The following is a 25,499-nucleotide window of genomic DNA, read 5'->3' as shown; positions in this document are numbered from 1 at the left end:
GGAGCGTGAGTGGAAAACGGAGGGCAATGGAAGCCTAAATGAAGTAACGGAGTAGTTACCACACACTCGGCGGAATGGCATGATGGTGTGTTAGAAAATATGTAACCAGTTAGTTAAATAAGCTTGCCCGCCCGGACGAATTTCCTTCTCTCCGTTGCGATCCCCTCATGAGCTTCCCGCACATTTGCTCCGGCCCGGAAAATTCGGCGCGCCGTTTCGAGTGAGCGGGCTGTTTCCCACGGTCACCACACCCCTCCCAACAAACCAGCAAGTCTGACATGAACCTCGCAATGCACACCTACCGCGGCACGCTTCTTAGTCGTGTCCTCGCCGGAGTTGTTCTCTTCGTGCTCGGTGCGACCCCAGTCTGGGCGCAAACCGGCACCATTACCGGCCGAGTCACCAATCAAGCCACCCAAGAACCGCTGTGGAACGCCACGGTGTCCATCAAGGGCTCCGGCATCACCGGCGCGACGGATCGCGACGGTTTCTTCCGCCTCGTCAACGTGCCGGCCGGCACGCAGACCGTCGCGGCCAGTTACACGGGTCTGGAAACGAAGGAGTCGGCGGTCGAGGTGACTGCCGGCGGGTCCGCCACTCAGGAATTTGCCCTCACCGCCGGCTACTACCAATTGGATGCCTTCACGGTAAAGAGCATCCGCGAAGGCCAGTCGGCGGCGATCCAGCAGCAGAAGCAGGCGCCGAATTCGAAGGTCGTCTCGTCTATCGACGCCTACGGCAATCCGTCCGCAAACCCCGGCGAGCTGATCCAGCGTCTCTCGGAAGTCACGACGGAGATCGTCGGCTCCGAGGTCCGCAGCATCTTCGTCCGCGGCATGAGTCCGGAGTTTTCGGTGCTGCAGGTCGACGGCAATCAGGTTGCCTCGTCGCGCGGCACCGGCGCTTCGCGTGAATTCCAGATCGAGCAGATGGGCACGGCCAATCTCCAGTCGGTCGAGCTCATCAAGGCACCCCGGCCGCAGGACGACGCCAATTCCGTCGCCGGCTTCGTGAATCTGATCAGCAAGCGCGCGTTCGATTCGCCGGGTCGCCGGGTGAATCTCACGGTCGGCACGATGTGGCGCAAACGCGAATCCGATGCCAATCCGTTCCAGGACAAGATCAGCCTCTCGCCCGACGTGCTCTCGCTCAACTACTCGGAGACTTTCGGGATATTCGGCGAATCCAACAATCTCGGCGTGGTGCTCAACGCCAGCCGCCGCAAATCCGCGACGACGCAGGACGAAGTCGGCGCCGGCCTCACCGCCACCGGCAACGGTGCGCTCTATTTCCCGACCGTCACCTCCGCGCCGATCACCCGCGTGTGGGGCACCGGCGATTTCTTCTACAAAGCAGTCGCGGAAAGCTACTCGCTCAACGTCGACTACAAGCTGAAGAACGGGGCGCTCTTCCTCCGCACCGCCTACAACTCGAACGACCAGGATCAGCGCTTTTACCGCTGGGACATCGCGACCGGCGGTGCCCTGGCGAATTTCTCTGCTACCACCACGTCGGAGAAGTCCGAGGCGTTGCCGGTGGCCGCTTCGCAGGCGCAGACGTGGTCGGCGCTCTTCCAGAAGAAGTCCGAAAATTACAGCATCAACCCGGGCATTTCGCTCAAGCTGATGGACGACACCGCGCAGCTCGACCTGAGCTATTTCTACTCCTACGCGGATATCGTCTATCCGAACTACAACACCGGCCGCGCCAGCACGGCCCGGGTCGCCCCCGGCGGCCTCGGCTGGGCGCTCGATTTCAGCGGCGATGCCTATCACCCGGCGTTCACCCAGACTTCCGGGCCTTCCGTCTACGATCCGGCCAGCTACACGGTTAACCTCAATCAGCACATCCATTGGTGGGCACCGAGCACGAACCAGAATGTCCGTGCCGATTTCAAGAAGGAGTTCCAAGGCAGCCATCCTGTCACCGTGCAGGTCGGCTTGAAGCGCCAGATCAACGACCAGCGCCAGGAGCGCGATTGGGAGAATCGCCAGGGCTGGCTCGGTGCGACCGGTATCGGCCAGTTCGTCGGCGCTTCCTATCGGCAGGCCGGTGGTCGCTACGGTCCATTTCCGTTCCTCGCCGAGCCGGGCCTCGGCGGCGCCACCGACATCCTCGCCAACTCCAATCTCTACGTGACCGACCGGGACGCCTACGACAACACGGTCAACTCGCTCGCGGCTGACGCGCGTTTCAAGGAGACGATCTCCGCCGGCTATGTTCAGGCGAACACCAGTTTCGGCAAACTCTTCGTCCTCGCTGGCCTCCGCCTCGAGACCACCGATACGGATGCGAGCGCCTACATCAACAACGGGGACCCTGCCCTCGCGTTCAACGCCGCGCTCACCCGCGACCAAAACGTCGCCAACGCGCGCGCGAAGTTCACGTGGCGTTCCTTCAGCGGTTCCTACAACAAGGCGTTTCCCGGCATCCACCTCGCCTACCGCGGTGGCGCCGGCATGGTTTATCGCGCGAGCTACAATCGCTCCATCACGCGCCCGCCGATCGCCAACACCCTCCCGAACGCCTCGTATAACCCGACCGCTTCGCCGCCGACGATCACCATCGGCAACCCGAACCTGCAGCCCTATACCTCCGACAACTACGAGGCCTCGATCGAGAAATACTTCGAGCCCATCGGCAAGATCACCGTCGGCGGTTTCTACAAGAGCCTGAGCAACTACTTCACCGCGTTCACCAGCACGATCGGCTCCGGTGCCGACAACGGTTTCGACGGTCAGTTCGCCGGCTACACGCTCACGCAGGTGCGCAACATCGGCGAGGGCACCATCAAGGGCGTCAACATCGACTACAGCCAGCAGTTCACGTTCCTGCCGGGCGTCTTCAAGAACCTCGGCGTGTTCGCGAACTACACCCGCTTGAAGGCGGAAGGCAACTTCACGCCCAACGCCACGAACACGGCCACGTTTTCGACTTTGCCCGGCCTCGTGCCGAAGAGCGGCAACTTCGGCGTGTCCTACACCGGCCAGAAACTCCAGCTGCGCCTCCTCGCGAACTACCGCAGCAAGTTCATCATCACCACGCCGGCGTCGAACACGGCCAACAACACCAACGTCAATTATCGCGAGCAGCGCACGTTGCTCGACCTCAAGAGTCTCTACCGGATCAATAACAAGGTCGATGTCTTCCTCGACATCTACAACCTGACCGACGAGCCCACGCAGACGCAGAGCGTGCTTGGCCGCCAGACCTACACCCTCTGGCAGGGCACGAGCTTCAGCGCCGGCGTGAACGTCCGGTTCTGACCGGTCTGTTTTGTCCTGGATCCATAGTTGAGTTAGGCCTGCGCCCGACGGTCAGGGGGATCGTCGGGCGCATCGTTTCCAAAATCCCCTGACAACCCGGCGCGCCGCGCTAACGTCGCGCCACATCAACCCCGCTGCGCCCGTGTCCGCTGCCGAATCACCGACCGACTCCGCTGCCTCCGCCGCCATCCCGGCCAGCGGGCCCAAACTCTGGCGCGTCGGCACACTCGTCTACACTACCGCGGGATTGATCGGCCTGTTCTGCTGGCTGCTCTGGGGGGACTTCGGTTTCTTTCTCAAGGAGCGCGCCGTGCAGCCGACGCTGCAGGTGTTGCTCAAGAAGTTCGGTGCGTCCGACCTCGTGCTCGCACTGCTCGTCTCGAGCCTGCCACAGGCGATGTCGCTCGTGCTCATGCCGATCATCGGCTACCGCAGCGACCGCTACCGCAGCAAGTGGGGTAGGCGGATTCCGTTTCTCGCCTTCACCGTCCCGATCGCCTTCACGTCGATGGTGGGATTGGCTTTCAGTCCCGTGTTGGGCGACTTGTTGCACCGCGCGCTCGGTCCATCGTCGCCCGGAGTGGGACCGCTCGTCGTGGGCCTGCTCGGCCTCTCGTGGTTCGTCTTCGAATTTTCCAGTCTGATCTGCGGCTGCCTCTTTCACGGCTTGATCGCCGATGTGGTGCCGCAGGCGGTGATCGGACGCTTCTACGCCATGTTCCGCGTGGTGGGATTGTTCGGCAATATGGTGTTCGCCGGACTGCTGCTGGGACATGTCGAGGAGTATTACTTCCACATCTTCCTCGGCATCGCGTTCGTCTACGGCCTCAGTTTTGCCGTGATGTGCTGGCGGGTGAAGGAGGGACAGTATCCGGAGCCGGACGCGGTGGAGGTGGCCGCGGAGCGGCAGCAGTGGGCGATCGTCACTTACCTGCGCGAAGCGTTCACGCACCCGTATTACCGTTGGATCTTCCTCGCCGTCTCGCTCGGCTACGTGATGACCTGGCCGATCAGCCTGTTCGTCTACGCCTACGCGCCGTCGATCGGCATGGACCTCGGCACGCTCGGCAAATACCAGACCATCCAGCTCATGCTGTCGGTGGTGCAGGCCTATCCGCTGGGGTGGCTGGTGGACAGATTCCACGCGCTGCGCGTCAACCTCGCCACGCTGGCGCTGCTGTTCGCCGCATGCGTCTGGGCCTTTTTCGCCGTCCATGACGCCACGACACTCGGCATCGCTATCGTCGCGGTGGGCACGCTCGGCGGCTCGTGGGTCACGACTATGCTGCCGCTCGGCCCGACGCTGTTCCCGCAAGCGCGCTTCGCCACGCTCAACAGCGCCATGGCCATCTGCTATTCGATCAGCCAGATGATCATCGCGCCCGTTTGCGGCGCCATGCTCGACCGGATGAACAACGACTACCGCTACATGTATTACTGGGCCGCCCTGATGACGGCGGCGACTTTCGTCGCCATGACTGTGGTCTATCGTCGCTTCCGCGCGCTAGGCGGGCCGGACCGCTACGTCGCGCCCTAAGCTGGCCGGAATCGAATTGACCGGGCGTGATAATGGACCAATTAGTTACTTAATGTCCGCGGAACATTTCAGGATCGGAATCGCCCAGGTTGAGATTACGCCCGAGCACAACGTCGAGCTCTCCGGCTTCGCGCTCCGGCAGCAGCCGTCCGCGGGCGTGCTCGACCCGCTCTTCGTGCGCGCGCTGCGGGTGCAGTCGGCAGGCGCGGAACTTTTGTGGCTGCACTGCGATCTGCTCGCGGTGGACGAAGCGCTCGTCGCGCGCTTTCGCCGGTGGGCCGGGGACAAATTCGGCCTCGAACCCGGCCAGGTGCTGCTCACCGCCACGCATACGCACTCCGGTCCGGCCACGGTCCCGCTGCGCGCCGCCGGTGCGCCCGACGGGCATTACCTCGAGCAGCTCGACGAGAAATTGCGCTCCGCGGCCGAAATGGCGCGGATGCGAAACGAGGAATGCACGCTCGTCAGCGTCGAGGAGATGCTCTCGCTCGCGGTGCACCGGCGCGGACCGGCCACCGCGCATGTGGACCCGCGCGTCGCCGCCCTCGGCTTCAAGCGCCGCGACGGCACCTTCGCCGCGGTCGTCGTGAACTACGCCATCCATCCCGTGGCGCTCGGCCACTCGAATCGCGCGGTCAGCGCCGACCTGCCTGGCGCGGTGGCGCTCGCGCTCTCGCGCCAGTTGCCGGGGCAGCCGGTCGTGCTTTTCGCGAATGGAGCTTGCGGCAACCTCAACCCGCCCGGCGAAAACGTCCCGTGGTCGCGCGTGCAGGAGTGGGGCAACCAGTTCGCCGCGCTGCTCGCTCCGGCATTGCAGCGTGCGCGCCCGGCGCCGCCTACGCTCCGTCTGGCGCGTCGCATCGTCCCGTTGCCGCTCGATTATCTCGACCGCACCGCGCTCGATGCCGCGGTGGCGTCGACGCTCGCCACCGTGCCCGACGAAGGCTTCGGCCGCCGCGTCCGCGACTGCGTGCACGGTTGGGGCGACGATTTGCGTCGTGAACTCGCCGAGGGGCGCGCCGCGCAACGGCGCGAGGCCGAGCTGCACCTCGTGCAGATCGGCGATTGCGTGTTCGTGGGCGTGAACGCGGAAGTGTTTTCGATTTTCACGGATTGGCTGCGTCGCGACACCGGCCTCGCCAAAGTCTACACGCTCGGTTACGCCAACGGCGACATGGGCTATCTCTGCACGCGTCCCGCCTACGCCGAGGGCGGCTACGAAGTCGACATGGCGCACATTTTCTACGGCGGCTACCGGTTCCGCATCGGGGCGCTCGAGCAGCTGGCCGACGAGGCCGCGGCCGCGATCGCACGACTCCCGGCGCCGGCTTTGTCCGCGACCGCCGCGACCTGACCGTCATGCGCATCATCGACGCCCACACGCACCCCATCATGTTTCGCGAAGGCGCGAAACCCGCCGAGGTGCGCTGGCTCCTCGCCCATGCCAGGCGGCAAGGCATCGTGAAAATGGTCGGCCTCGGGGATGTGCTACTGCACGGCCGCAGCCCGACGCTCGAACAGATTCGCGTCATCAACGACGAGAGCGCACGCGTGCAGCGGCTCGCGCCGGACTTCTTCAAGTTCTTCTGCTTCGTCAATCCGTTGCACGGCGAGCGCGCCGTCATGGCGGAAGTCGAACGCTGCGTGAGCGAGTTCGGCTTCATCGGCATCAAGCTCGAGATCTGCAACAACGCCCGCGATGCCTGCATGGGCCCCGTGATGGAGGCCGCGCGCCGCTTCCAGCTCGTCGTGCTCCAGCACTCGTGGAGCCAGACCATCATCCGCCAACGCAGCTATCACACGGATCCGGCCGACACCGCCGTGCTCGCCCGGCGCCACCCGGATGTGCCGATCATCATGGCGCACCTCACTGGTTGCGGCGTGCGCGGCGTCCTCGAGGCGAAGGGCCTGCCGAATCTCTGGGTCGACACCTCCGGCGGCCTGCCGGACGACGGCCTGATCGAGTTCGCGGTGGAGCACCTCGGCGCGGACCGCGTGATCTACGGCTCCGATTTGCCCGGTCGCTCGACCGGCGTGGCGATCCATCGCGTGCGCGGCACGCAGCTGTCCGCCCGCGAGAAGCGGATGATTCTCCACGACAACGCCGCGCGTCTGCTCCAGCTCGCCTGAGTCATGCTCATCGACGTCAACGCCTACCTCGGACACTGGCCGTTCAGTGCGGCGCCCCGCCGTCTGCCCGGCGAACTGGCCGCGCATCTCGCACGCAGCGGCATCAAGCGCGCGGTCGTGTCGCCGCTCGACGCCGTGCTCGCACCCGAGCCGATGACGGCCAACGCGTATCTGTTCGACGCCGTGCGCCACATTCGCGCCTTCGCGCCGTTGCCGATCGTCAACCCCGCGCTGGCCAACTGGCGCGAGCAACTGGAAGCCTGCCGCGCTGCCGAGGCGCGCGCCGTGCGCATTCTCCCCAACTACCACAACTACCGCCTGCGAAACGCGCGGATGGCAGGGTTCATGGACGCCCTCGCCGCCGCGAAACTGCGGCTCGTGCTCACGGTGCGGTTGGAGGACGAGCGTCAGCGCTACTTCGCATTGAACATTCGCGGCGTGCCGGTCGCCGAGCTCACGGAGTTTCTGCAACGCTTCCCGAAGCATCACGTGCTGTGCACGGGGCTTTCCTTGGGAGAAACGACGCTGCTCGCGGCCAAGGTGGATAATTTCTCCATCGATCTCGCCTACGTGGAGCACAACGAACTCGCACCGCGCCTGCGCCAGCTTCTGCCGGCGCGCCGCGTGATGTTCGGCACGCTCGCTCCCATGCTCTCGCCGGAAGCGCAGCGCGCGAAGCTCACCACCGATTATTTCACCGCAGCTGAGCGTGCGCGCATCGGCGTGGCGAATGCGCGCGAGTTTTTCTCCTTGTGAACGCGAACCCGAAGTCCGCCCCGATCGTCGACGAACCGTTCCCGCGCCCGCGCCGCTGGGGTGCGCCCGAGCTCGCGCGCCTGACCGCGATGCTCGATCAACCCTCGCTGTTCTATTGGCGGGGCCCGCAGACGACCGCGTTGCTCGAGGAATTCCGGCGCGCCTATCCGCTTCGGCATTGTTTTCCCTGTTCGTCCGGCACGGCGTCGATCCACATCGCGCTCGCCGCGCTGCGCCTGAAACCGGGCGAGGAAGTCATCGTGCCGCCGATCACCGACATGGGTTCGGTCATCGGCATCCTCTATCAGCAGGCCGTGCCGGTTTTCGCCGACCTCGAGCCGCGCACCTACAATCTCGATCCGGCCGCGGTGCGTCGCGCCATCACGGCAAAGACGCGCGCGATCCTCGCGGTTCACCTCGCCGGCAATCCGTGCGACCTCGCGGCGCTCAGGGCGATCGCGACCGAGCATCGGCTCGCGCTGATCGAGGACTGCGCGCAGGCGTGGGGCGCGAGATATCAAGGCACGCCGGTCGGACTCATCGGCGACTTCGGCTGCTACTCGTTCAACGACTTCAAGCATCTCAGCTGCGGCGATGGCGGCATGGTGGGCACCAATTCCGATGCCTACGGCGTCAGCCTGCAGAAGTGGGGCGACAAGTCCTACGACCGCGTGGCGGGCGAGCGCGACGTCGCTCTCCTGCGCGATCCCGCCGACCTCGCTCCCAACTATCGCATCACCGAGCCGCAGGCGGCGATCGCCGCGGCCCAACTGCCGAAGCTCGACGGCATCGTCGCGCGCCGCATCGCCATCGCGGCCCAGCTCGACGAGGCGCTCGTCGGCGTGCCGGGATTGTTGCCCCCGCTGAAGCGCGCGGGCGACACGCACAGTTACTGGTTTTATTTCTTCCGCCTCGAGGAGGAGCGTTTCGCGGGCGGTGCGACGGCCTTCGCCGAAGCGCTTCGCGCCGAAGGCGTGAATCTCAATCCCGGCTATCTCCCGAAACCGGTCTACGGTTACCGCGTGTTCCAGACGCACAATTTCTTCGGTGGCGCCTGGCCGGTGCGCGACGCCGGTCTGACCTCGATGGATTATCGCGAGGTTCATTGTCCCGTCGCCGAGGCGATCATCCGCGACGGCATTCTACTCTACATCAACGAAGCGATGACCGAGGGCTACGTCGCCAAGGTGGCTCGTGCCGTGACTTACGTAGCCCGGCGCCTCGCAAAGTAGCGCCAGCTTCCAGCCGGCAGGGTTGCTCGCCTCACGTCCGCACGAACGCCTTGAGCGTCGCACACTCCTGCCCGAGGCCGCGGCCGTGCGGGCGAATCGTGTAGGCGCCGACGCCCGCCGGCACGATGAACGTCTCGGCGTAGTGCACGACGAACGGCACGAACGCGCCGTTCGGACTCTCGACGATCGCTTCCGCGCCTTGCACGAGATTGAGCACGTTCACGCCGCCGCCGGTGTCGTGAGGCACGCTGCCACTGAACCAGTGGCGGCGCGTTTCGATGAACTCGGCCGGATGCAGTCCGGTGCGCTCCTCCCGCCAGCCGACGCCGGACTCGACCGGCGTCACTTGGTTGACGAGGTGCTGCCGGGCGTAGTCGGCGTCGCGTTCCCAACGGATCGCGCGGCGGCCGCGCTCGAGGTTGATCGGGCGCGGTTTGCCGTCGAGACCGAGCCGACCCCAATCCCAGAGCTTGAAGGTGAAGATGTAGGGCGTGGCGCTGATCTCCAACACCATGCTGCCGGCCCCGGAGCAGTGCAGCGTGCCGGCGGGAATGAGAAAGTGGTCGTGCGTCCTCGCAGGAAAGCTGGCGGCGAATTTCTCGGCCTCGAACTGGCCGGATTGCTGCGCGGCCGCGAGCGCGTCGAACATCTCCGCTTGGTCCGCACCGTTGGCGCGTCCGAGGTAGACGCGCGCACCGGGCTCGGCGTCGAGGATGTAGTAGCTCTCGTCTTGCGTGTAGGGGAGACCGAACTCCGTGCGCGCCTGCTCGGTCGGCGGGTGGACCTGCAGCGAGAGGTTGCCGCCGCCCATGGTGTCGAGGAAGTCGAAGCGGATCGGAAACTCGGCGCCGAAGCGGGCGTGCACCGCCGGACCGAGCAGCTGTTCGGGGTGGCGAAACACGAGGTTGATCGCCGGGATCTCGACGCGCGCCCGCGCGAAGGCGAGCAGCAGGCTGTTTTCCTCCGGCACGCAGTCGAAGCACCACGCGAAGTTCTTCGCGGAGCGGTCGAGGTCGCAGACTTCCTTCATCCATTGGCCGCCCCAGGGACCCGGGTCGAAGAACGGCACCACGCGGAACGGTCGGCGCGCCGCCGCCTCGAGCGCGGCGAGGTGCGCGGCACCGGTGATGAGCTTCGGTGCGGCGCGGTCGACGGTATCGAGCAGAAAATCCCAGCGCGGCATCGTGCGGCGTTTCTCGTGATCGGCGACGCGCCAATCGACGAAGAACGCGCGCTTGTATTTCAGCGAACCGGCGAGGGCGTGGTTGGCCGCGCCGAGGTTCGGCACCTCGTTGCGCCGCTGGCGGAGCTGGCCTTCCCAGCGCGGCAGGTCGGCATAGACGAGAACGGCGGGCTCCGGACAGACGAGTGCCGCCGCCGGGCCGACGACGAGCGCCAGTCCGCGTGCAAGGGTGATCTTCGCGCGCAACTCGGCGACGCGATGCGGATCGAGGAAATCGTCGAAGCGCAGGCGTGTGAGCCGGCCGAAGATCGGATCCGCGCCGCCGAGGTCCGGGGCGACGAGCTTGTCGATCGTCGCGGCGGGCTTGAACGCCTCGCGTGTGTCGATCACCACCGCGGGGCGCAGGGCCGCCGCCAGTGCGTGGCGGACGTCATCGAGATGGACGCCCGGGTAGCAGTCGACCACGAGGGCGCCGTGCCCGGTGATCGCCGCACCGAGGCGCGTGCCGATCTCGCTCCATCCGACCCAGCAGTCGGCAGCGTGAGCGGCGGGGACGGGGATGAAGGGGAATTTGTCGTAGTTCGCGGGACGGGGCGGCATCGTCAGTCTCCCTTGTTGGGACGCGCGAAGTCGTCGTCGTAGCGCGTGATGTCGGCCTGCTGCCAGTTGCCGAACGCCACCTCGAGGACGCGGACGGGCGTTGCGGTGGGATTGCCGAGGCGGTGCTTTTCGTTGGCCGGAATCCAAATCTCGTCGCCCGCGCGGCACATGCGGGTGGCTTCGCCGACGGTCACGGTGGCGCCGTCGTCGAGCACGATCCAGAGTTCGGCGCGGCCCGTGTGCGATTGGAGACTGAGCCGCTGGCCCGGGAGCACGGACATCAACGAGACGGTCGTCTCGCGGTTGTGCGCGAACTGCTTGAAGGATCCCCACGGGCGCGTGACGAGGTCGACGGCCGGCTTTTCGGCGGGAATGGGTTTGGTGACGTAGCTCATCGGGGATCAGGGGTTGGCTGCGGGGCGATATTCGGAGCGGCGCACGAGCGTGGGCCGACCGGCGCGTGTGACGACGACGTGCGCGAAATTCTTCGCCGCGATGCTCTGGTAGTCGTGGCCGGCGGCGGCGGGATAGATGCCGAGATAGACGAGCGGTTCCGTTCCCGTGTTGACCGTGCGGTGCGCCGTGTTGCCGGGCACGTAGACGATCTGGCCGGCGCCGAGCTCGATCAGCTGCGCTTCGCCGCTGTGCTCGTCTTCGAGCAGCATGGCGCCCGTGCCGCGGAGTCCGACATAGACTTCGGCAGCGGGACGCCAGGAGTGCAGATGGCCTTTGGTGAGAAAGTATTCGTCGCCGATCCGGCCGGGCTGAAGCAGGCCGAGACCGTAGTGCAGGTCTCCGGGCCCGCGGCCGGGCTCGACGGAACTCACGGAGTAGAGCAGGGGATTCCCGGCGCGGAGGGCCGTTTCGTAAGCGGCGGTGTCGGCAAACGAGCCGCGCAGATCGGAGAGGCGGCGCTCGACGAGAGGCCGCCCGGCGATGCGGCCGGTCGCGGAGTCGTAGCAGCCCAAAAGGGAGGCGATGTCATGCATGGGAGGAAGCGGTGGCGCTGGAGGCCTGCAGTTGGGCCATGAAGGCTGCGTCCGGTTTCGCACCGGCGATCTCGCGGGCGCGGACGAGCGCGCCGAATTCAGCGGGGAGAACGGGCGCCACGAGGCGCGCCGCTGGCAGGTGCCGCCGGATCGCGGCTTCGATCATCGGTTGATAGGGCGCGCCGGACTGGGCGACGCCGCCGAGCAGGACGACTTCGCAATCGCATGGCAGGGCGGCGCCGCGTTGCGCACCGGCGGCCAGCTCGGCCGCGCGCTCGGCGCCGCGGCGCAGGATTTCCAGGGCGACGGCGTCGCACTGCCGCGCCGCGGCGAATACCAGCGGAGCGAGCAGCGCGAAGTCGGATGCGCCCAGGTCGACGGTGTAGATGCGGCGCAGAATCGTCTGCGGATCCTTCAGGCCGAGGGCGGCGAGCAGGGGCTCACGGAGATGGGTGGCGGGCCCGCGCCCGTCCACCGCCCGCGCGACGGCATGCAGGGCCTGCAGTCCCAGCCAGCATCCGCTGGCTCCGTCGTCGACCAGCCAGCCCCAGCCGCCGCAGAGGAAGGACCGTCCGTGTTCGTCCCGCCCGAGGGCGATGGAGCCGGTGCCGGCGATGAGCGCGACACCCGGCCGGCCGCCCAAGCCGGCGGCGTGCGCATTCTCGGAATCGTTGGCAAAAACCACCTGTGGCGCCGGCAGCGCTCCCGCGCGGCGGTTGCCGTCGTGGAGCGCCGCAATGTCCTCGGCGGCTTTCACGCCGGCCGTGCCGATAAAGGCGGTGTGGATGTCCTCCACCGGACAGCGGGCGGCGGCGCAGGCCCCGGCCGCCGCCGCGGCCATGTGCCGGAGCGCCGCGTCGAGCCCGACGTTGTGGTAGTTGCAGCCGGGGGCGCGGCCGCGGCCGAGGATGGTGCCGTCCGGCGCGGCGAGGAGCGCGCGGGTGTGCGTGCCGCCGCCATCGATGCCAAGAAGTAACCGATTGGTAACCACGCGGGCAATGTTCCTGGCGGCGCGGTGGGTGTCCAATCGAAAACGCGGCAAAGCCGGCGCGCGCGGCGGGCAGACGGCCCGGGCGCGGGGTTTACGGAATTTTTTCCTAGCCAGCGGGCGCAATCGAAATAAAGTAACCAAGCAGTTATCACAGGCCCGCCGCCCGGCGGCCCGTATTTTCCACGCCACCACCCATGTCCGCGCGACATCACCTTGGAGATTTGCTGGGTCGCCTCGTGTCCCCGCAGGTCCCGCTGCTCGAGGGCCGGCGCGGGGATGTGGGCGCTCTGCCGAACAACGTGATTTGCTTCCAGCGGGCGCGGCGGACCGAACTCCAAGGCGCGCACCGCGGGCAGTTTCTCCACCATCGGTTCACGCTCATCCTCGCCATCGAGGGTGACGCGCAGGTGTCGGTCGACGGCACGACGCACCTGCTGGGCCCGGGGGAGGCGCTGTTGGTGTTCCCATTCCAGTTCCATCACTACCCGGACGACCGCGACGCGGCGTTGCGCTGGCTGTTCGTCACGTTCGAGATGGTCGATGCGTCGAGCCTGGCGGGGCTGCAAGATGTGCGCGTCGCCTTTTTGCCGCCGGCGGAGAGGTCGGCGGCGGCGCTGGTCCAGGCGTTCCTGGAGCCGGATGGAGCGAATCTGACCGTGCTCCGACTCGCGGCCTTGCTGCAGGATTTGCGGCAGGCCCCTCGGGCGACCCCGCTTCCGGCGGAGCGGGGCGATCTGGTGCGACTGGTCGATCGCATCGCCGGGGCCTGCGGTGCAGGCGCAAAAGTGAAGGAAATCGCGCAATCGCTCGGAGTGAGCGTAAGCCATGTTCGCGCACAGTTTCATCTCTCGAGCGGCGTGCCGCTGGGCCGCCACTTGCGCAGGATGCGCCTCGAGCGGGCGCGCGGATTGATCGAAGCGGGCCGGCTGCGCGTGACGGAGGTTGCAGAGCTGACGGGTTTCTCGTCGGTCTATGTTTTCAGTCGCGCGTTTCGCCAGGCCTACGGTCTCTCGCCGCTGGCGTTTGCGAAGGCCAGGCGGGCGCAGTCCTCCGGCGGCGGGGCGGACACCGTTGGCGGAAATGCTAAAACAAACCGGAGTCCCGCTATTCCAACGGGGCCCGCATTTTCGGCATAGTGGACGAATGAAACGGTCGGACGCGGCGGGTCTGGTGCTGCTGGGCTTCGTGCTCGGCGCTGCGGGTCGCGAGATCGTCGGACAATGGAAAGTGCCGGCGCCCCGATTGGCACCGACGGTCGCCGTCGCGAGCGGGATGGCGTCTTCCGGGTCGCCGGTCGCCATGGAGGCGAGGCAGAGCGAAGGTCCCGGTGACTGGGCCGCATGGGCGTCCACCTCGCCGGGCGGAGCGGCGCGTCGTCGCGTGAGCACGGGACTTGTCTCATGGCTTGAACGCGATCGCGACGCGGCCCTGGCGTGGGTGCGCGCCCAGCCGCCGGGCGTGATGCGCAACGATCTGTGGACGATCGCGCTGGGTGCGCTCGCTGAGGCCGACGCCCCGGCGGCGCTCCAGCTGGCCCGTTCCGAAGTGGGCGGCGAGACCGGACGGCGCATCGCGGAGATCGCCTACCGCGCCTGGGCGCGTCGCGATGGCGGTGCGGCGGTCGCGGATGCGTCCACCCGGCTCAACGGCTTGCCGCGGGTGACGACGATTGAGGCGATTGTCGGCGAGTGGGCGACGCACGATCCGGCGGCGACGATCGATTGGATTCGCGCGCAGACGAACGATCCGCGCCAGGAGGCGCTGCTGTCTGTCGCGTTGCAGGGCATGGTGCAAAGCGAGCCCGAGCTGGCCGCGGCCTGCATCGTCCGGCTGGGCGACGGACCGCTCGCGCAACAGGCGGCCGCTTCGCTCTCGGCTCGCTGGGTGGTGGAGGACCTCGCGGCGGCGCGGGCGTGGGCATCGCAGTTGCCGCCGGGCGATCTGCGTCGAGCCGTCGAGGCGAGCATGTTGCCGGGGTGGATCGAGCAGGACCCGGCTGGAGCGGCGGCGCATTGGCGGGAATTTTCCCCCTCGAACTCCGCGCTCGAACAGCTTGCACGCCAATGGGGGGCGGTGGATTTCGCGGCGGCGAGCCGGTGGGCGGAGTCGTTGTCGAGCGCCGAGCGCGCCGAGTTCGTCAACGCCGCAGTGGCGCAACGCGCCCTCGACGCGCCGGTCGAAGCGGCGCAGCTGGCCCTGCAACTCCCCGCCGACGAGGGCCGGGAGCGGGCGCTGATTTCCGTGGCGGTCGCTTGGGCGAATAGCGACCCCGCGGCCGCCACGACGTGGCTGAGTGGCGTGGCCGGCGAGGCGACCCGTCGCCGGGCAGTGCGGGACATCATGCCGGTCTGGGCGTCGACGGATCCGGTGCGCGCGTGGCAGTGGCTGCAAACGCTGCCGGCCGGCAGCGTGCGAGACGAGGCGGTGGCGGCCTACCGGTTTGCCCAACCGAACCGCGGCTGAGTGCGCCATGAGATCCGCGGCTTTTTTTCTGAGTGTCCTGCTGACGTTCGCCACGCTGGCCCGGCTCGCCGGCAACGAGACCCAATCGCCGCGTGCGATCGGCGAATTGCTGGTGTGGGATGCGATGGAGAAGCACCACGATGCGCGCGCGGACGAGAATTTCTGGGAAGTGGCGTTCGCGGTTACTAATCGCGACTCGCGTTCGCATGTGATCGAGGCCGTGCAGCCGTCGTGCGGTTGCACGATTCCGCAGCTGCCCGCCGATCCTTGGGTGCTGGCCCCCGGCGCCACCTCGATGTTGAAGCTGAAGGTCGACTTTACGGCGAAAGAGGGACGACTCACGAAGTCCGTGCAGGTGGCCTCGGATCTCGGCACGCAGACGCTTGCGCTCACGATTTCCATTCCGGCGCGGGCGATCGACTCGGACCCGCAGCGGAAGGCGAATTTCCTCATCGCGCAGCAGAACCGGCAGGCGGTGTTCCAGGGCGACTGCGCGCGCTGCCATGCCGCGCCGGCGCTCGGCCAGAGGGACGCGTTCCTCTATGCGGCGGCGTGCGGGCCGTGCCACGAGTCGCCGCACCGCGCCTCGATCGTGCCGGAATTGGCACTGGCGAAGCAGCCGCGGGACGCGGCGTATTGGCGCGAGATCGTGACGCGCGGCCGGCCCGGCACGCTGATGCCGGCATTCGCGAAGAGCGAGGGCGGCCCGCTCGACGAGGAACAGGTCGAATCCCTCGTGGCGTATCTCGTCCGCACCTTCGCGGGGCCTCCGCTCCCGCCGGAAAGATGATTTTCCCCTCGGCGAGCGGTCCGCGCTGGTGGCCGCCCGTCGTCTTTTCCCACCAGCCCCTGAAATCCACATGAAAGATACGCTCCATACCGCTGCGCCGGCGCCCCGTCGGCTCAGTTTTCTCCCGTTCAAGGCCGCGTTCCTCTCGCTGCTGAGCCTCGGCGCCGCCGTTGCGGCCTCGGCTGTCGGTCTGCCGGGCGGCCGCGCCTACTACGTCGTCACCGCCATGGGTGGCGCCGTGAGCGCGAAGTTCGTCCGCATCGCCCAATACACCTTCACCGCCGGCTCCGGCTCGACCGGCACGGTGACGGAGCAGTTCAAGTATTGGAATCAGTCCACGTTCACCGGCGACTCGAACACCAACAAGGTGCTCACCGGCTATACCACCAACGGCTGCACATGGAATTGCACCATCAAGACGCCAAAGGGCTACCAGCCCGGTCAGGCGTGGAGCACCCTCTCTGGCACCTACATCATCGACGTGAATGGCCGCTGCGTGATCACCTGGACCGGCGGCCAATACGAGACGTGGACCATCAGTTCGCCGAAGAGCTACTACTCGATGTTCACGATCTTCAACTCGAACTACGACGTGCAGCACGCCTGGGGCTTCGGCTCGAACACGGGATTCTCCTCCGGCGCGACGATCGCCCAGATGAAGTCGGGCGGCACACTGACCAACTACGTTTATTGGCAGAATTCCTATGGCGTGCCTGATTCGCAGAATCTCAACGGCTGGCTCGACCTGACGACCTACAACATCTGCGGCACGTCGAATTCGATGACCCTGCCGGCGCCTCCCGGCGTGCCGGTCTGCGACAACGCCTACTGGCGCTCGTATTTCGCCGGCAACCCGGCGAGCGATTTCCGGAAAACCTACTGGCAGCACCAGCTCGGCTCCGTGGCCTGCAGCGACTCGCAGGGGTCGAGCACGACCTGCATCAGCGTCGGCGGCGGCCACACCTGGGCCATGCTGCAGGTGCTGGATGACAGCGGCGTTTTCCGCGGCTTTGTCGGCGTCGAGGCAAGTTTGCACGCCAAAGCGACCGGTAATGCCGTCGTGGCGACGGCATACTGGGTGCAGCCCTGATGCTTGACGAAACGAACGGGCGAGCGCCGGCTCACGGTGCCCGCCCGTTTTTTTTGTTCCGGCACCGGGAGTCGGCGCTTGACCTGTGCGGCGCAAGATAACCGAATGGTTACAAGATGCTGCAACGCGCGCCGACACTTCGCAGGGGACCGGGACGAAGCGGGTGGGGAATCGCGACGGTCTTCGCGACTGTCGTCCTCGCCTCGGGAGCGGCGGCGCCGCGCATCGAAGATCTGGGCTCCCGCGTGTTCGGTGCGACGACGCACGCCGCCACGTTCGGCCTCGACCGGGCGGGCGTGGCGAAAGCGTATATTCTCCAGGACGGCGCGCTCGCGGGCGACAGCGCCCCGGCCCGGTTCGTGGTCGTGGATGTCGAGACGGCGCGCGTGGAACGCACGCTCACCATTCCCGGCGGCGAGGGCGGCTGGGCGATGACGGTGGCGAGCGACGGCGCGGTCTACGCCGGCGTCTACCGCAGTGGACACGTTTTCCGCTATGAGCCCGGCACGGAGAAGCTGGAGGATCTCGGAATGACCGCGCCCGAGCAGAGTTTTCTCTACGGATTCTGCGCCGGCGAGGATGGTGCGATCTACGGCGGCACTTTCCCCGGTGCCCACGTCTTTCGCTACTCGCGTGCCGCAGGATTCAAGCGCGTCGATGCCGGAGCGGAACGGAAGGTCTCCGGCGCGCTGCCGACCTACGTGCGCGCGGTCGCGCACGATGCGAAGCGCGGCGTGATCTACGCGGGCTACGGTCCCAACGCCCGGGTCGCTCGCATCGACCTTGCGACCGGCCGCACGCGCGAGGTGCTGCCGGCGGAATTTGCCGGCGCGGATTTTCCCTATGCGGCGCGCGTGGTGGGCGACACGCTGCTGGTCCGGCTGCTGTCGACGAATCAGGCCGTCGCCCTCGATGTGAGCGGCGAAGTGGGAGCGAAGGCCACAGCGATCTTCCCTGCCACCGGCCTCTCGTTCAGCGAGGCCGACGCGGACGGCAACGTCGCGTTCACGAACCAGGCGCGACCGAGTGTCTTCAACGTGACGACCCGAACTGTGCGCGAAATCGGTCGGGAGGCGTGGCCCGCGAATTCCTATGCGACCGCGTGGCTTGCGCTCGCGGACCAGAATCAGTTTCCCGGCAATACCGCCGTCGGAATCTGCAACTCCGGCGGCCGCATCTGGCTCGCGAAGACGAATCTGAAAACCGGCAAAACCCGAAGCGTGGCGCTCGCGATCGACGGTGCCGCCCAGACGATGTCGAGCCTCGTGGTTGGGCCGGACGACAAGGTCTATGTTTCTGGCTATCTCACGGGCGGCACCGGTGTGTTCGATCCCGCGCGGCCAGCGGAGGTCTTGCCGACGTTGCGCGGTGTCTCGCAAGCTGAGGGCATGACCGAGCTCGGCGGGCATCTCTACTTCGGCGGCTACCCGGGGGCGCTTGTTTACGACTACGATCTCGGTCAGCCGTGGCGCGAGGGAGAGAATCCGCGGATGCTTTTCAAGCTGGCCGCGCGACATCAGGACCGGCCTTACGCGATGACGCACGACGGCGCGCATCGCGTCGTGATCGGCACCGTGCCCGGCTACGGCGAACTCGGCGGCGCGCTCACGATCTTGGACACGCGCACCGGCGAACACGTTTTCCGGTCGGCGGCGCAGCTCGGCATCCCGGACCTCAGTGTTCTCAGCTGCGCGGTGCTCGACGGGGTGGTTTACGCCGGCACATCGATTTCCGGCGGCATCGGTGCGCATCCGACGCAGACCCGCGCGAAGCTGCTCCGTTACTCGCTCGACGACGGAGGCGCGGAGACTTTCGAACTCCCAGCGGATATTCCCAATCAAACCGCGATCACGGCGGTGGCGGTCGGCCCGGATCGGAAAATCTGGATGATGACCGAGGGGTGGCTGGTGGTTTTCGATCCGGCAACCCGCCGCTTCGAGCATCACGCGAACTTGTTTCCGCAGGTGCGTTACGAACCGAAAGCCAGTCGCGTCGTGGTGCACGACGCCGCGCTGCTGACCGCGCGCGACGGCTGGGTCTACGGCACGATCCAAGGCCGGGTGCTGTTCAAATTGGAACCCAAGACCCGCGCGTTGACCGTGATCAGCGCGAGCGAGGGCGGCTCCGACCTTGTCGAGGATTCGGCTGGCCGGCTGTATTTCGTCCGCGGGATTTCGCTCTACCGCCATGTCCCCTGATGTAAGCGCGGCGGGAACGTGGGACGCGCTAGGCGAGGCGTTCGACGAAAAGCTCCCGCGGCGCACGGCCATCGCGGTGAAGCCGCGCGACGGCTCGCTCGGCTTCGCCTATCCCGCGCCTTGGGGCTGCATCGGCTGGCGTTACGATGACCGCAAGTCGAGCGGCTACGACGAAGACGCGGTGCTCGAATGGCGCCTCGCGCCGTGGCTGAGTGCGGGCGTCGTCGGTCGGCCGGTCGCGCAGACGAGCTTCGTCTGGGAAAGGCAGGAATACCGGCCGGACCTCGTGACGCGCACCGCGGCGTTTTCCGATCACGGCCTCGTGCTGGCGGAGCAATTCGGCCGCGCCGTCGACGGCGCCTTCACGTGGCGATTCAGCTGCGGGAACCGGGCGCTGCAGATCTTCGCGCGGAGCGTGTTTCTCGTTTTCGAAAACCGGCACGGCTGGCCGGAGTGGTGCGCGCGAGACGCGAGAACGCTCGCGACCGAGGGATTCGCGGTGTGCGGGTCGTTCGCGCGCTGGGCGACCTACGCGCACCTCGAGGACGCGGAAGCGGACGTGTTGGCGGGAGCCCTGCGCTCGGGTGGTGCGGCCGCGCGCTACCTCGTGGTGGAGCTGCCCGTCCGCGTGGCGCCCTACGGATCGGCCGAAATCACCCTCGGCCTCGCGTGCGAGGGAGCGGAAACGGCCAGGGCCGCGGCGGCGGTGACGGAACTGACGCCGATCGTCGGCGCGCGGTGGGACGCGTGGCTGGCGGCGTTGCCGCGGCCGGAATTTGCGCAGGCAGTGCAGGCGCGGGCCTACGCGAAGTGCTGGTCCGTGGTGCGGCTCAACTACCACGACAGTCCGCGCTACGGCCATCTGGTCTGCGAGGCGCTGCCGGTCTATCGCGGTTACTGGCTTTGGGCGCTCGATGCCGTGGAGTGGCACTCGAACCAGAATCCCGAGCACACCTCGGTGCACATCCGGCGCGCGCTCGACCTGTTTTTCGAGCACCAGCGCGAGGACGGGTTCATCACCCACGCGATCTACCTCGACGAGGCGGTGCCGGGCGAGCGTTGGGCACGGGAGAACATCACGCAGACGCCCCACATCGCGTGGGTCGCGCTGCGCTACGCGCAATGCACCGGCGACGATGCGGCGCTGGCCCGCTGGTATCCGCGGCTCGCGCGCTTCCACGAATACCTCTGTGCGACGCGCGACCGAGCGCTGCGCAATCTCCATCTCTGGGCCGTGCTCACGTCGTTCGACTGCGGTCTGGACACGACGGCGGTGCTGCAACGCGTGACCTACGGCGAGGGCGGACCGAAGGAGGCGTTCTGCTATCCTGCAATCTTCGGCGCGGAGCGCTGCCGCTACGAGCAAGCGATGGCGCTCATCGCCGACCGGCTGGGCAACGGGGAGGGCGACCGCTGGCGCACGGAGGCGGAGCAGACGCGCGCCGCACTCGAGACGCACTTGTGGGACGCGGAGAAAAAATGGTTCGGCGCGCGGCATGCGGACGGCTCGCTCGATACGCGGATCGGCGTCGACGGCCTGTTCCCGCTCGCCTACGGACTCGTCGCTGAAGAGCGCGCGACGGAGGCGCGGCCCGCGTTCGAGCGATTGCTGGGGCGTTACGGTGTCCACACGGTGGCTCCGGACGAGCCGGGCTTTGCGGCGCGACACTATTGGCGCGGACCGGCGTGGCCGAAATCGTGCGCGCTGGGGCTGTTCACCGCGCAGCGGTATTTCCCCGACTTGAGCGCGAGAGTGCTGGATGGTCTCGTGCGGATGATCGCGCTCCGGCCGAGCGTGTGGGAGTGCGTCGACGCGGCGACAGGTGAAGTGGCGCGCGGCGATCAGGGACTCTGCGCGACGCCGTTGATCTCCTCGAACGTCGGCGCGGGTGCCGGGATTGGTGCGCTGCTCACAGCGGGTGGGATCGACATGATGACGCTCGACGGCGCATGCGCCCTCGCGCCGGTCGAGAATTTTCATTGGGGCGGCGTGCGGTTCGATCTCCGGCGACGCGGGCGTGCGGGATGGAGATTGACGGTGCGCGCAGCGGAGCAGGCGCGGGCGAGCATCCGGTTCCGTGGTGGGCCCGTCCTCGAGGTCGGGGCCGGCGAAATCCGCGATTTCTGATCGGACCACTGTTTCTCCGATCGAGTTGAAGTTTGGTAGGCTCCTTCGCGGAGCCGAAAGTCAGGGATGAGTGGCGCGCCCGCGAGTTTTGCTTCAACGGTGCAGGCAATGGAGCGACTGCGTCCGCTACGATGCGGTCAGCGGCGCGCCGTTTCCCGGCGTCGAGGGAGGGCGACGCGGGAAAGGAAATTTCCGCGCCGAACCTGCACCATCAACGTGGCTCAGGCACCGGTGAGCTTGCGCGTGATCTCATCGGTGAGTTTCTGGACGAGGGCTTCGACTTCGGCGTTCGGTGCGGCATCACGCGGCGCGGTCGGCGCGTCGCAGACTGCGCCGGGACGAAAGTCCGTTGTATCGCAGAGTTCGCACTCCTTCAGCGAGGCGCGCGGGTCGGGCATGCCGAGTTTTTGACGGAGATTGATCAGGTCCTTCAGGTGCTCGGTGCTGAAGCGGTGCAGTCCCGTGCCGAGGCCAGCGGCGATCCACACGGTGCGGCAATAGGAGTCGATGTTCTCCATCTTCCAGTAAGCGTCCTCGACGTCCTTGCCCCAGACGATCACGCCGTGGTTCTGCATGAGGACGGCTTGGTGGTCGCGACCGACTTCGCCGACCTCGTCGGCGTTGGCGGCGGTGCCGGGCGTCTGGTATTTCGCGACGCCGATTTTGCCGAGGAACACTTCCGCCTCGGGAATGAGGCAGGAGGGAATCTCGGCGTTGGCGATGGCGAAGGCGGTGGCGTGCGGCGGGTGCGCGTGCACGCAGGCCTTGGCGGCCGGCTGGCGCTTCATGATGCCGAAATGCGTCTTCGCCTCGCTCGTGCGCACGCGGGTGCCGGCGAGTTGGTTGCCGTCGAGGTCGACGAGGCACATGTCCTCGGGCTTCATGAAGCCCTTGCAGATGAGCGTGGGCGTGCAGAGCGCGAGGTTGTCGCCGACGCGGATGGTGATGTTGCCGCCGTTGCCGTCGGTGTAATCGCGCGTCCAGAGGCGCGAGCCCATGTCGCACATGCGCTGCTTCAGGACTTGGATCGCGGGCGAGTTGAAGAAGCGCTCGATCTCGGCCGGCGTCTTCGGATCGGTGCCGGGCGTCCACTTGAATTCGTAATCGGGAATTGACGGCGCTTTCGGCGCACTGCCGTTGCGCGCGGGCGCTGCGTGGCTGGCGGTGCCGTTCGAGGCGGCGCGGCCGGCGTAGCGGGTGCGTTCGTTGACGAAGTCGCGCGCGGAGGGCGTCAGCATGGCGTCGGCCGGGATGGTTTGGCCGGACTTGGTGAGCGCTTCGACTTCGCTGAGAGTGAGGACTTGAGGCATGGGAGAGGGAGCGGGGAGCTGGGAGCTGGGAGGAGGAGGTTACCGGGGGGGCTGGTAGTCGACGCGGTCGACGAGGCAGGCGCAGTAGGCGTCGACGGGGGCGTCGCCCTCGAAAGGTTGCGAGGCCTCGGCGCCTTCGGTGAAGCCGATGATGCTGCCGATGGTTGCGCCGAGCTCGTCGAACACGACGAGCGACGAGCCGGGCGCGAGCGGAACTTTCGGGGTGCCCTTCGGCATCGCGCGCGCGGCGGCGGCGAACTGGTCGCGCGTGAACGGTTGCACGATCAGAAGACTGCCCGCCGAGTAGACGGGTTCCTTGAGCGTGAGCGTGACGCGGCCGATGACGGTGCCGAGGCGCATGGGTTACGGAGTGGGATCGACGATGCCGATGATCAGGTTACGCAGCGGCGTCTTCGGGTCGTTGACGAGCTGGCGCGTGGCCGAGCCGTCGGTGGAGAGAATCACGCGCTGATGCAGGCCGGCGCCGAGCGGATCGACGGCGAGGACGGGGGCGCCCTCGTCGCGGCCTTCGGCATCGAGTGGCTGGCAAATTACCGCGCGCGTGCCGGCCATGCTGGGATGGCAGGCCGCCGCCACGATGGTGCCGTCGATGCGCGCGTAGTTCATCGGCTCAGTAGATCCGGAGGTTGTCGACCATCACGCAGCGGCGCGTGCGGGTGAACGTGCGCGGCGTCGTGATGCCTTCGCCGGTGGTCGTGGCGATCGAGTAGGAGAGGTAGCCTTCGCCGCCGAGGCCTAGGCCGGCGGTGCAGGCGCCGTTCTTCACGAACAGCGTCGTGTCGAGCGCGCGCGCCATGGCGGTCATGTGGTCGACGTTGAGGGAGTGGATGATCGCGGAGTGCTTGTAGCCGTGTTCGGCTTTCACCGCGCCGGCGATGCCCTGTTCCACGCTCTTCACGCGGACGATCGGCAACATCGGCATCATTTGCTCTTCGTAAACGAAGGGATGGTTCTCATCCGTCTCGGCGAAGAGCAGCGGCGTGTCGGCGGCGACGTCGATGCCGGCATGCTTCGCGAGCACGGCGGCGTCGGCGCCGACCAAGGCGCGGTTCAACACCGCGTGCGAGCAGCCGCCAGCGTCGGGCTTCATCGTGAAGGCAGCCCTCGTGAGGCGGTCGAGCTGGTGGCCGTTGAGCTGCTTCGCGCCGTGGCGCGAGAGTGCGGCGATGAAGGCGTCGGCGCAGGATTCGAGGACGAAGACTTCCTTTTCGCCGATGCAGAGCAGGTTGTTGTCGAAGGCGGCGCCTTCGATGATCTTCTTCGCGGCCTGCTGGACGCAGCCGGTGCCGTCGACGAGGACGGGCGGGTTGCCCGGGCCGGCGCAGACGGCGCGCTTGCCGGACTTCATCGCGGCGGCGACGACCTGCGGGCCGCCGGTCACGCAGAGCATGCGGACCTCGGGGGCCTTGCAGAGCGCGTCGAAGGATTCGAGCGACGGTTGCTCGATGGTGCAGACGAGATTCTCGATGCCGAGGGCGGCTTTGATCGCCTCGTTGTAGGTCGCGATGGCGAGTGCGGCGGATTTGGCGCCGCCCGGGTGCGGGTTGAAGACCACGGCGTTGCCGGCGGCGACCATGTTGATGATGTTGCCGGAGAGCGTCGGGATGGAGTGCGTCATCGGCAGGATCGCCGCGATAACGCCGTAGGGTGTGAACTCCTCGAGCGTGATGCCGTGGTCGCCGCTGCGCGCGTCGGGACGGAGCCACTCGACGCCGGGCACGAGTTTCACGATCTCAAGTTTGCCGATCTTGTCCGGCAGGCGGCCGATCTTGGTCTCGGCGAACTCGAACTTGCCCCATTCCTGTGCCTTCTGGGCGCAGAGCGTCTTGACGATCTCGATGACCTTGGCGCGACCGGCGATGCCGGCGGCCGAGAGTTTCAGGAAGGCTTGGTGCGCGGCGGCGCAGGCGGTTGGCGCGTCAGCGAAAACGCCCGGTCGGCGGCCGCTGCTTACGATGGTGGGAGTGGCGTAGCTCGCGGAAGCAGGCGCGGCCGCGGACGAGCGGCCGAAGGTTTTCACGACTTCCTCAACGACGCTGCGCACGAGCGCTTCATCAATGGCGAGAGACATGGTCAGGCGAGGCGGTTGCCGAGCACTTCGACGGTATCGACGAGGCCGATGACGGCGGCGTCGATGGGGAGGGACTTCATTCCGGCGGCCTGGCGGGCGGAGCTGCCCTGGCAGAACAGCACGAGATCGCCCGCGCCGGCACCGAGCGAATCGACGGCGACGATGGTGTTGGAGCCGGGACGAAACTGCGCGGGCTTGGCCTCGTCGACCAACATCGGGCGCAGGAGCAGGAGTTTGCGGCCGCGCATGGTCTCATCTTTTTTGGTGGAGACCACGGCGCCGATCACGCGGGCGAGGAACATGGCGAGGGAAGGGCTGAAGGGCTGAAAGACTGACGGGCTGAATTACTGAGCGGCTGAACAGAACCGGCAGGGGCGCGGCGAGCGCGACTGCTCGGTTCAGTTTTTCAGCCTTTCAGTTCTTCAGTTTTTCTTGGTGGCCGGCTTCGGCAGCACGACGGCGATCTCGTCGTGCGGGCGGGGAATGACCTGCACGCTGACGACCTCGCCGTAGGCTTTGGCGGCGGCGGCGCCGGATTCGACCGCGGCTTTCACGGCGGCGACGTCGCCGGTGACGACGGCGGTGACGAGCGCGTTGCCGACTTGTTTCATCGGGCCGACGAGTGAGACGTTGGCGGACTTGAGCATGGCATCGGTGCCGGCGACGAGCGCCGTGATGCCGCGAGTTTCGAGGAGACCGAGGGCGGATTGGGCCATGGTGGGTAGTTGGGTTGAGAGTTAAGGG

Annotated in this window: 22 protein-coding genes; 12 read left to right on the top strand and 10 right to left on the bottom strand. The window is 67.0% G+C overall.

What is annotated here, in order from left to right; all coding sequences use genetic code 11:
- The first annotated feature begins 278 nt into the window (after positions 1-278).
- From KF715_18875 to KF715_18850, 6 genes are all read left to right on the top strand, one after another.
- The gene (locus KF715_18875) at positions 279-3,266 is read left to right on the top strand and encodes a TonB-dependent receptor (GenBank protein ID MBX3738764.1); all 2,988 of its coding nucleotides are present in this window, start codon (positions 279-281) and stop codon (positions 3,264-3,266) included.
- Between the two features lie 142 nt (positions 3,267-3,408).
- Positions 3,409-4,803, top strand: coding sequence for an MFS transporter (locus KF715_18870; GenBank protein MBX3738763.1), 1,395 nt, complete (start codon positions 3,409-3,411; stop codon positions 4,801-4,803).
- A 52-nt stretch (positions 4,804-4,855) separates the two neighbouring features.
- Entirely contained in the window at positions 4,856-6,157 is a 1,302-nt protein-coding gene (locus tag KF715_18865; protein MBX3738762.1) for a hypothetical protein, read from the top strand.
- Positions 6,158-6,162: 5 nt separating this feature from the next.
- Positions 6,163-6,933: an amidohydrolase family protein gene (locus tag KF715_18860; protein ID MBX3738761.1), complete on the top strand. Its 771-nt coding sequence runs from the start codon at positions 6,163-6,165 to the stop codon at positions 6,931-6,933.
- A 3-nt stretch (positions 6,934-6,936) separates the two neighbouring features.
- A complete protein-coding gene (locus KF715_18855; protein ID MBX3738760.1) occupies positions 6,937-7,689 on the top strand; it encodes an amidohydrolase family protein in 753 nt (250 codons plus the stop codon).
- A gap of 89 nt (positions 7,690-7,778) precedes the next feature.
- Positions 7,779-8,921 (top strand): DegT/DnrJ/EryC1/StrS family aminotransferase, encoded by a 1,143-nt coding sequence (locus tag KF715_18850; GenBank protein MBX3738759.1) that lies wholly within the window; start codon positions 7,779-7,781, stop codon positions 8,919-8,921.
- Between the two features lie 31 nt (positions 8,922-8,952).
- On the opposite strand, the gene KF715_18845 is transcribed toward KF715_18850, so the two are convergent.
- From KF715_18845 to KF715_18830, 4 genes are read right to left on the bottom strand one after another with little or no spacing between them, the layout of a single operon-like run.
- The gene (locus tag KF715_18845; GenBank protein MBX3738758.1) at positions 8,953-10,704 is read right to left on the bottom strand and encodes a class I mannose-6-phosphate isomerase; all 1,752 of its coding nucleotides are present in this window, start codon (positions 10,702-10,704) and stop codon (positions 8,953-8,955) included.
- Positions 10,705-10,706: 2 nt separating this feature from the next.
- Entirely contained in the window at positions 10,707-11,099 is a 393-nt protein-coding gene (locus KF715_18840) for a phosphomannose isomerase type II C-terminal cupin domain (GenBank protein MBX3738757.1), read from the bottom strand.
- A gap of 6 nt (positions 11,100-11,105) precedes the next feature.
- Positions 11,106-11,693, bottom strand: a complete 588-nt coding sequence (locus KF715_18835) for a cupin domain-containing protein (protein ID MBX3738756.1) — start codon at positions 11,691-11,693, stop codon at positions 11,106-11,108.
- Entirely contained in the window at positions 11,686-12,684 is a 999-nt protein-coding gene (locus KF715_18830) for an ATPase (protein MBX3738755.1), read from the bottom strand. The genes KF715_18835 and KF715_18830 overlap by 8 nt, the downstream gene beginning before the upstream one ends.
- Positions 12,685-12,878: 194 nt before the next feature.
- Here KF715_18830 and KF715_18825 point away from each other — a divergent pair, with 194 nt between their 5' ends.
- The 6 genes from KF715_18825 to KF715_18800 all read left to right on the top strand — a co-directional run bounded on the left by KF715_18825 (position 12,879) and on the right by KF715_18800 (position 21,353).
- A complete protein-coding gene (locus KF715_18825) occupies positions 12,879-13,820 on the top strand; it encodes a helix-turn-helix transcriptional regulator (protein ID MBX3738754.1) in 942 nt (313 codons plus the stop codon).
- Positions 13,821-13,827: 7 nt separating this feature from the next.
- Positions 13,828-15,147 carry a hypothetical protein gene (locus KF715_18820; GenBank protein MBX3738753.1) on the top strand — a complete coding sequence of 440 codons (1,320 nt, stop codon included), beginning with the start codon at positions 13,828-13,830 and terminating at the stop codon, positions 15,145-15,147.
- A gap of 7 nt (positions 15,148-15,154) precedes the next feature.
- On the top strand, positions 15,155-15,937 hold the full coding sequence (locus KF715_18815; GenBank protein MBX3738752.1) for a DUF1573 domain-containing protein: 783 nt from the start codon (positions 15,155-15,157) through the stop codon (positions 15,935-15,937).
- A 70-nt stretch (positions 15,938-16,007) separates the two neighbouring features.
- Positions 16,008-17,027, top strand: coding sequence for a hypothetical protein (locus tag KF715_18810; GenBank protein MBX3738751.1), 1,020 nt, complete (start codon positions 16,008-16,010; stop codon positions 17,025-17,027).
- 116 nt (positions 17,028-17,143) lie between these two features.
- Positions 17,144-19,225, top strand: a complete 2,082-nt coding sequence (locus tag KF715_18805; protein MBX3738750.1) for a hypothetical protein — start codon at positions 17,144-17,146, stop codon at positions 19,223-19,225.
- Positions 19,215-21,353 carry a hypothetical protein gene (locus KF715_18800; protein ID MBX3738749.1) on the top strand — a complete coding sequence of 713 codons (2,139 nt, stop codon included), beginning with the start codon at positions 19,215-19,217 and terminating at the stop codon, positions 21,351-21,353. Before KF715_18805 ends, KF715_18800 begins: the two co-directional genes overlap by 11 nt.
- 221 nt (positions 21,354-21,574) lie before the next feature.
- On the opposite strand, the gene KF715_18795 is transcribed toward KF715_18800, so the two are convergent.
- The 6 genes from KF715_18795 to KF715_18770 form a co-directional block, all read right to left on the bottom strand.
- A complete protein-coding gene (locus KF715_18795; GenBank protein MBX3738748.1) occupies positions 21,575-22,663 on the bottom strand; it encodes a class II aldolase/adducin family protein in 1,089 nt (362 codons plus the stop codon).
- Positions 22,664-22,702: 39 nt separating this feature from the next.
- Positions 22,703-23,023 (bottom strand): ethanolamine utilization protein EutN, encoded by a 321-nt coding sequence (locus KF715_18790; GenBank protein MBX3738747.1) that lies wholly within the window; start codon positions 23,021-23,023, stop codon positions 22,703-22,705.
- A 3-nt stretch (positions 23,024-23,026) separates the two neighbouring features.
- Entirely contained in the window at positions 23,027-23,290 is a 264-nt protein-coding gene (locus tag KF715_18785) for a EutN/CcmL family microcompartment protein (GenBank protein ID MBX3738746.1), read from the bottom strand.
- A 4-nt stretch (positions 23,291-23,294) separates the two neighbouring features.
- Positions 23,295-24,755: an aldehyde dehydrogenase gene (locus tag KF715_18780; GenBank protein ID MBX3738745.1), complete on the bottom strand. Its 1,461-nt coding sequence runs from the start codon at positions 24,753-24,755 to the stop codon at positions 23,295-23,297.
- Between the two features lie 2 nt (positions 24,756-24,757).
- Positions 24,758-25,057: a EutN/CcmL family microcompartment protein gene (locus KF715_18775; GenBank protein MBX3738744.1), complete on the bottom strand. Its 300-nt coding sequence runs from the start codon at positions 25,055-25,057 to the stop codon at positions 24,758-24,760.
- Between the two features lie 120 nt (positions 25,058-25,177).
- Positions 25,178-25,471, bottom strand: a complete 294-nt coding sequence (locus KF715_18770) for a BMC domain-containing protein (protein ID MBX3738743.1) — start codon at positions 25,469-25,471, stop codon at positions 25,178-25,180.
- Between the last annotated feature and the right edge of the window lie 28 nt (positions 25,472-25,499).

The sequence above is a fragment of the Candidatus Didemnitutus sp. genome (assembly GCA_019634575.1).
Classification (GTDB): Bacteria; Verrucomicrobiota; Verrucomicrobiia; order Opitutales; family Opitutaceae; genus Didemnitutus.
The sequence above is the reverse complement of the archived record's forward strand: the minus strand, read 5'-3'. Positions and strand labels throughout refer to the sequence as shown.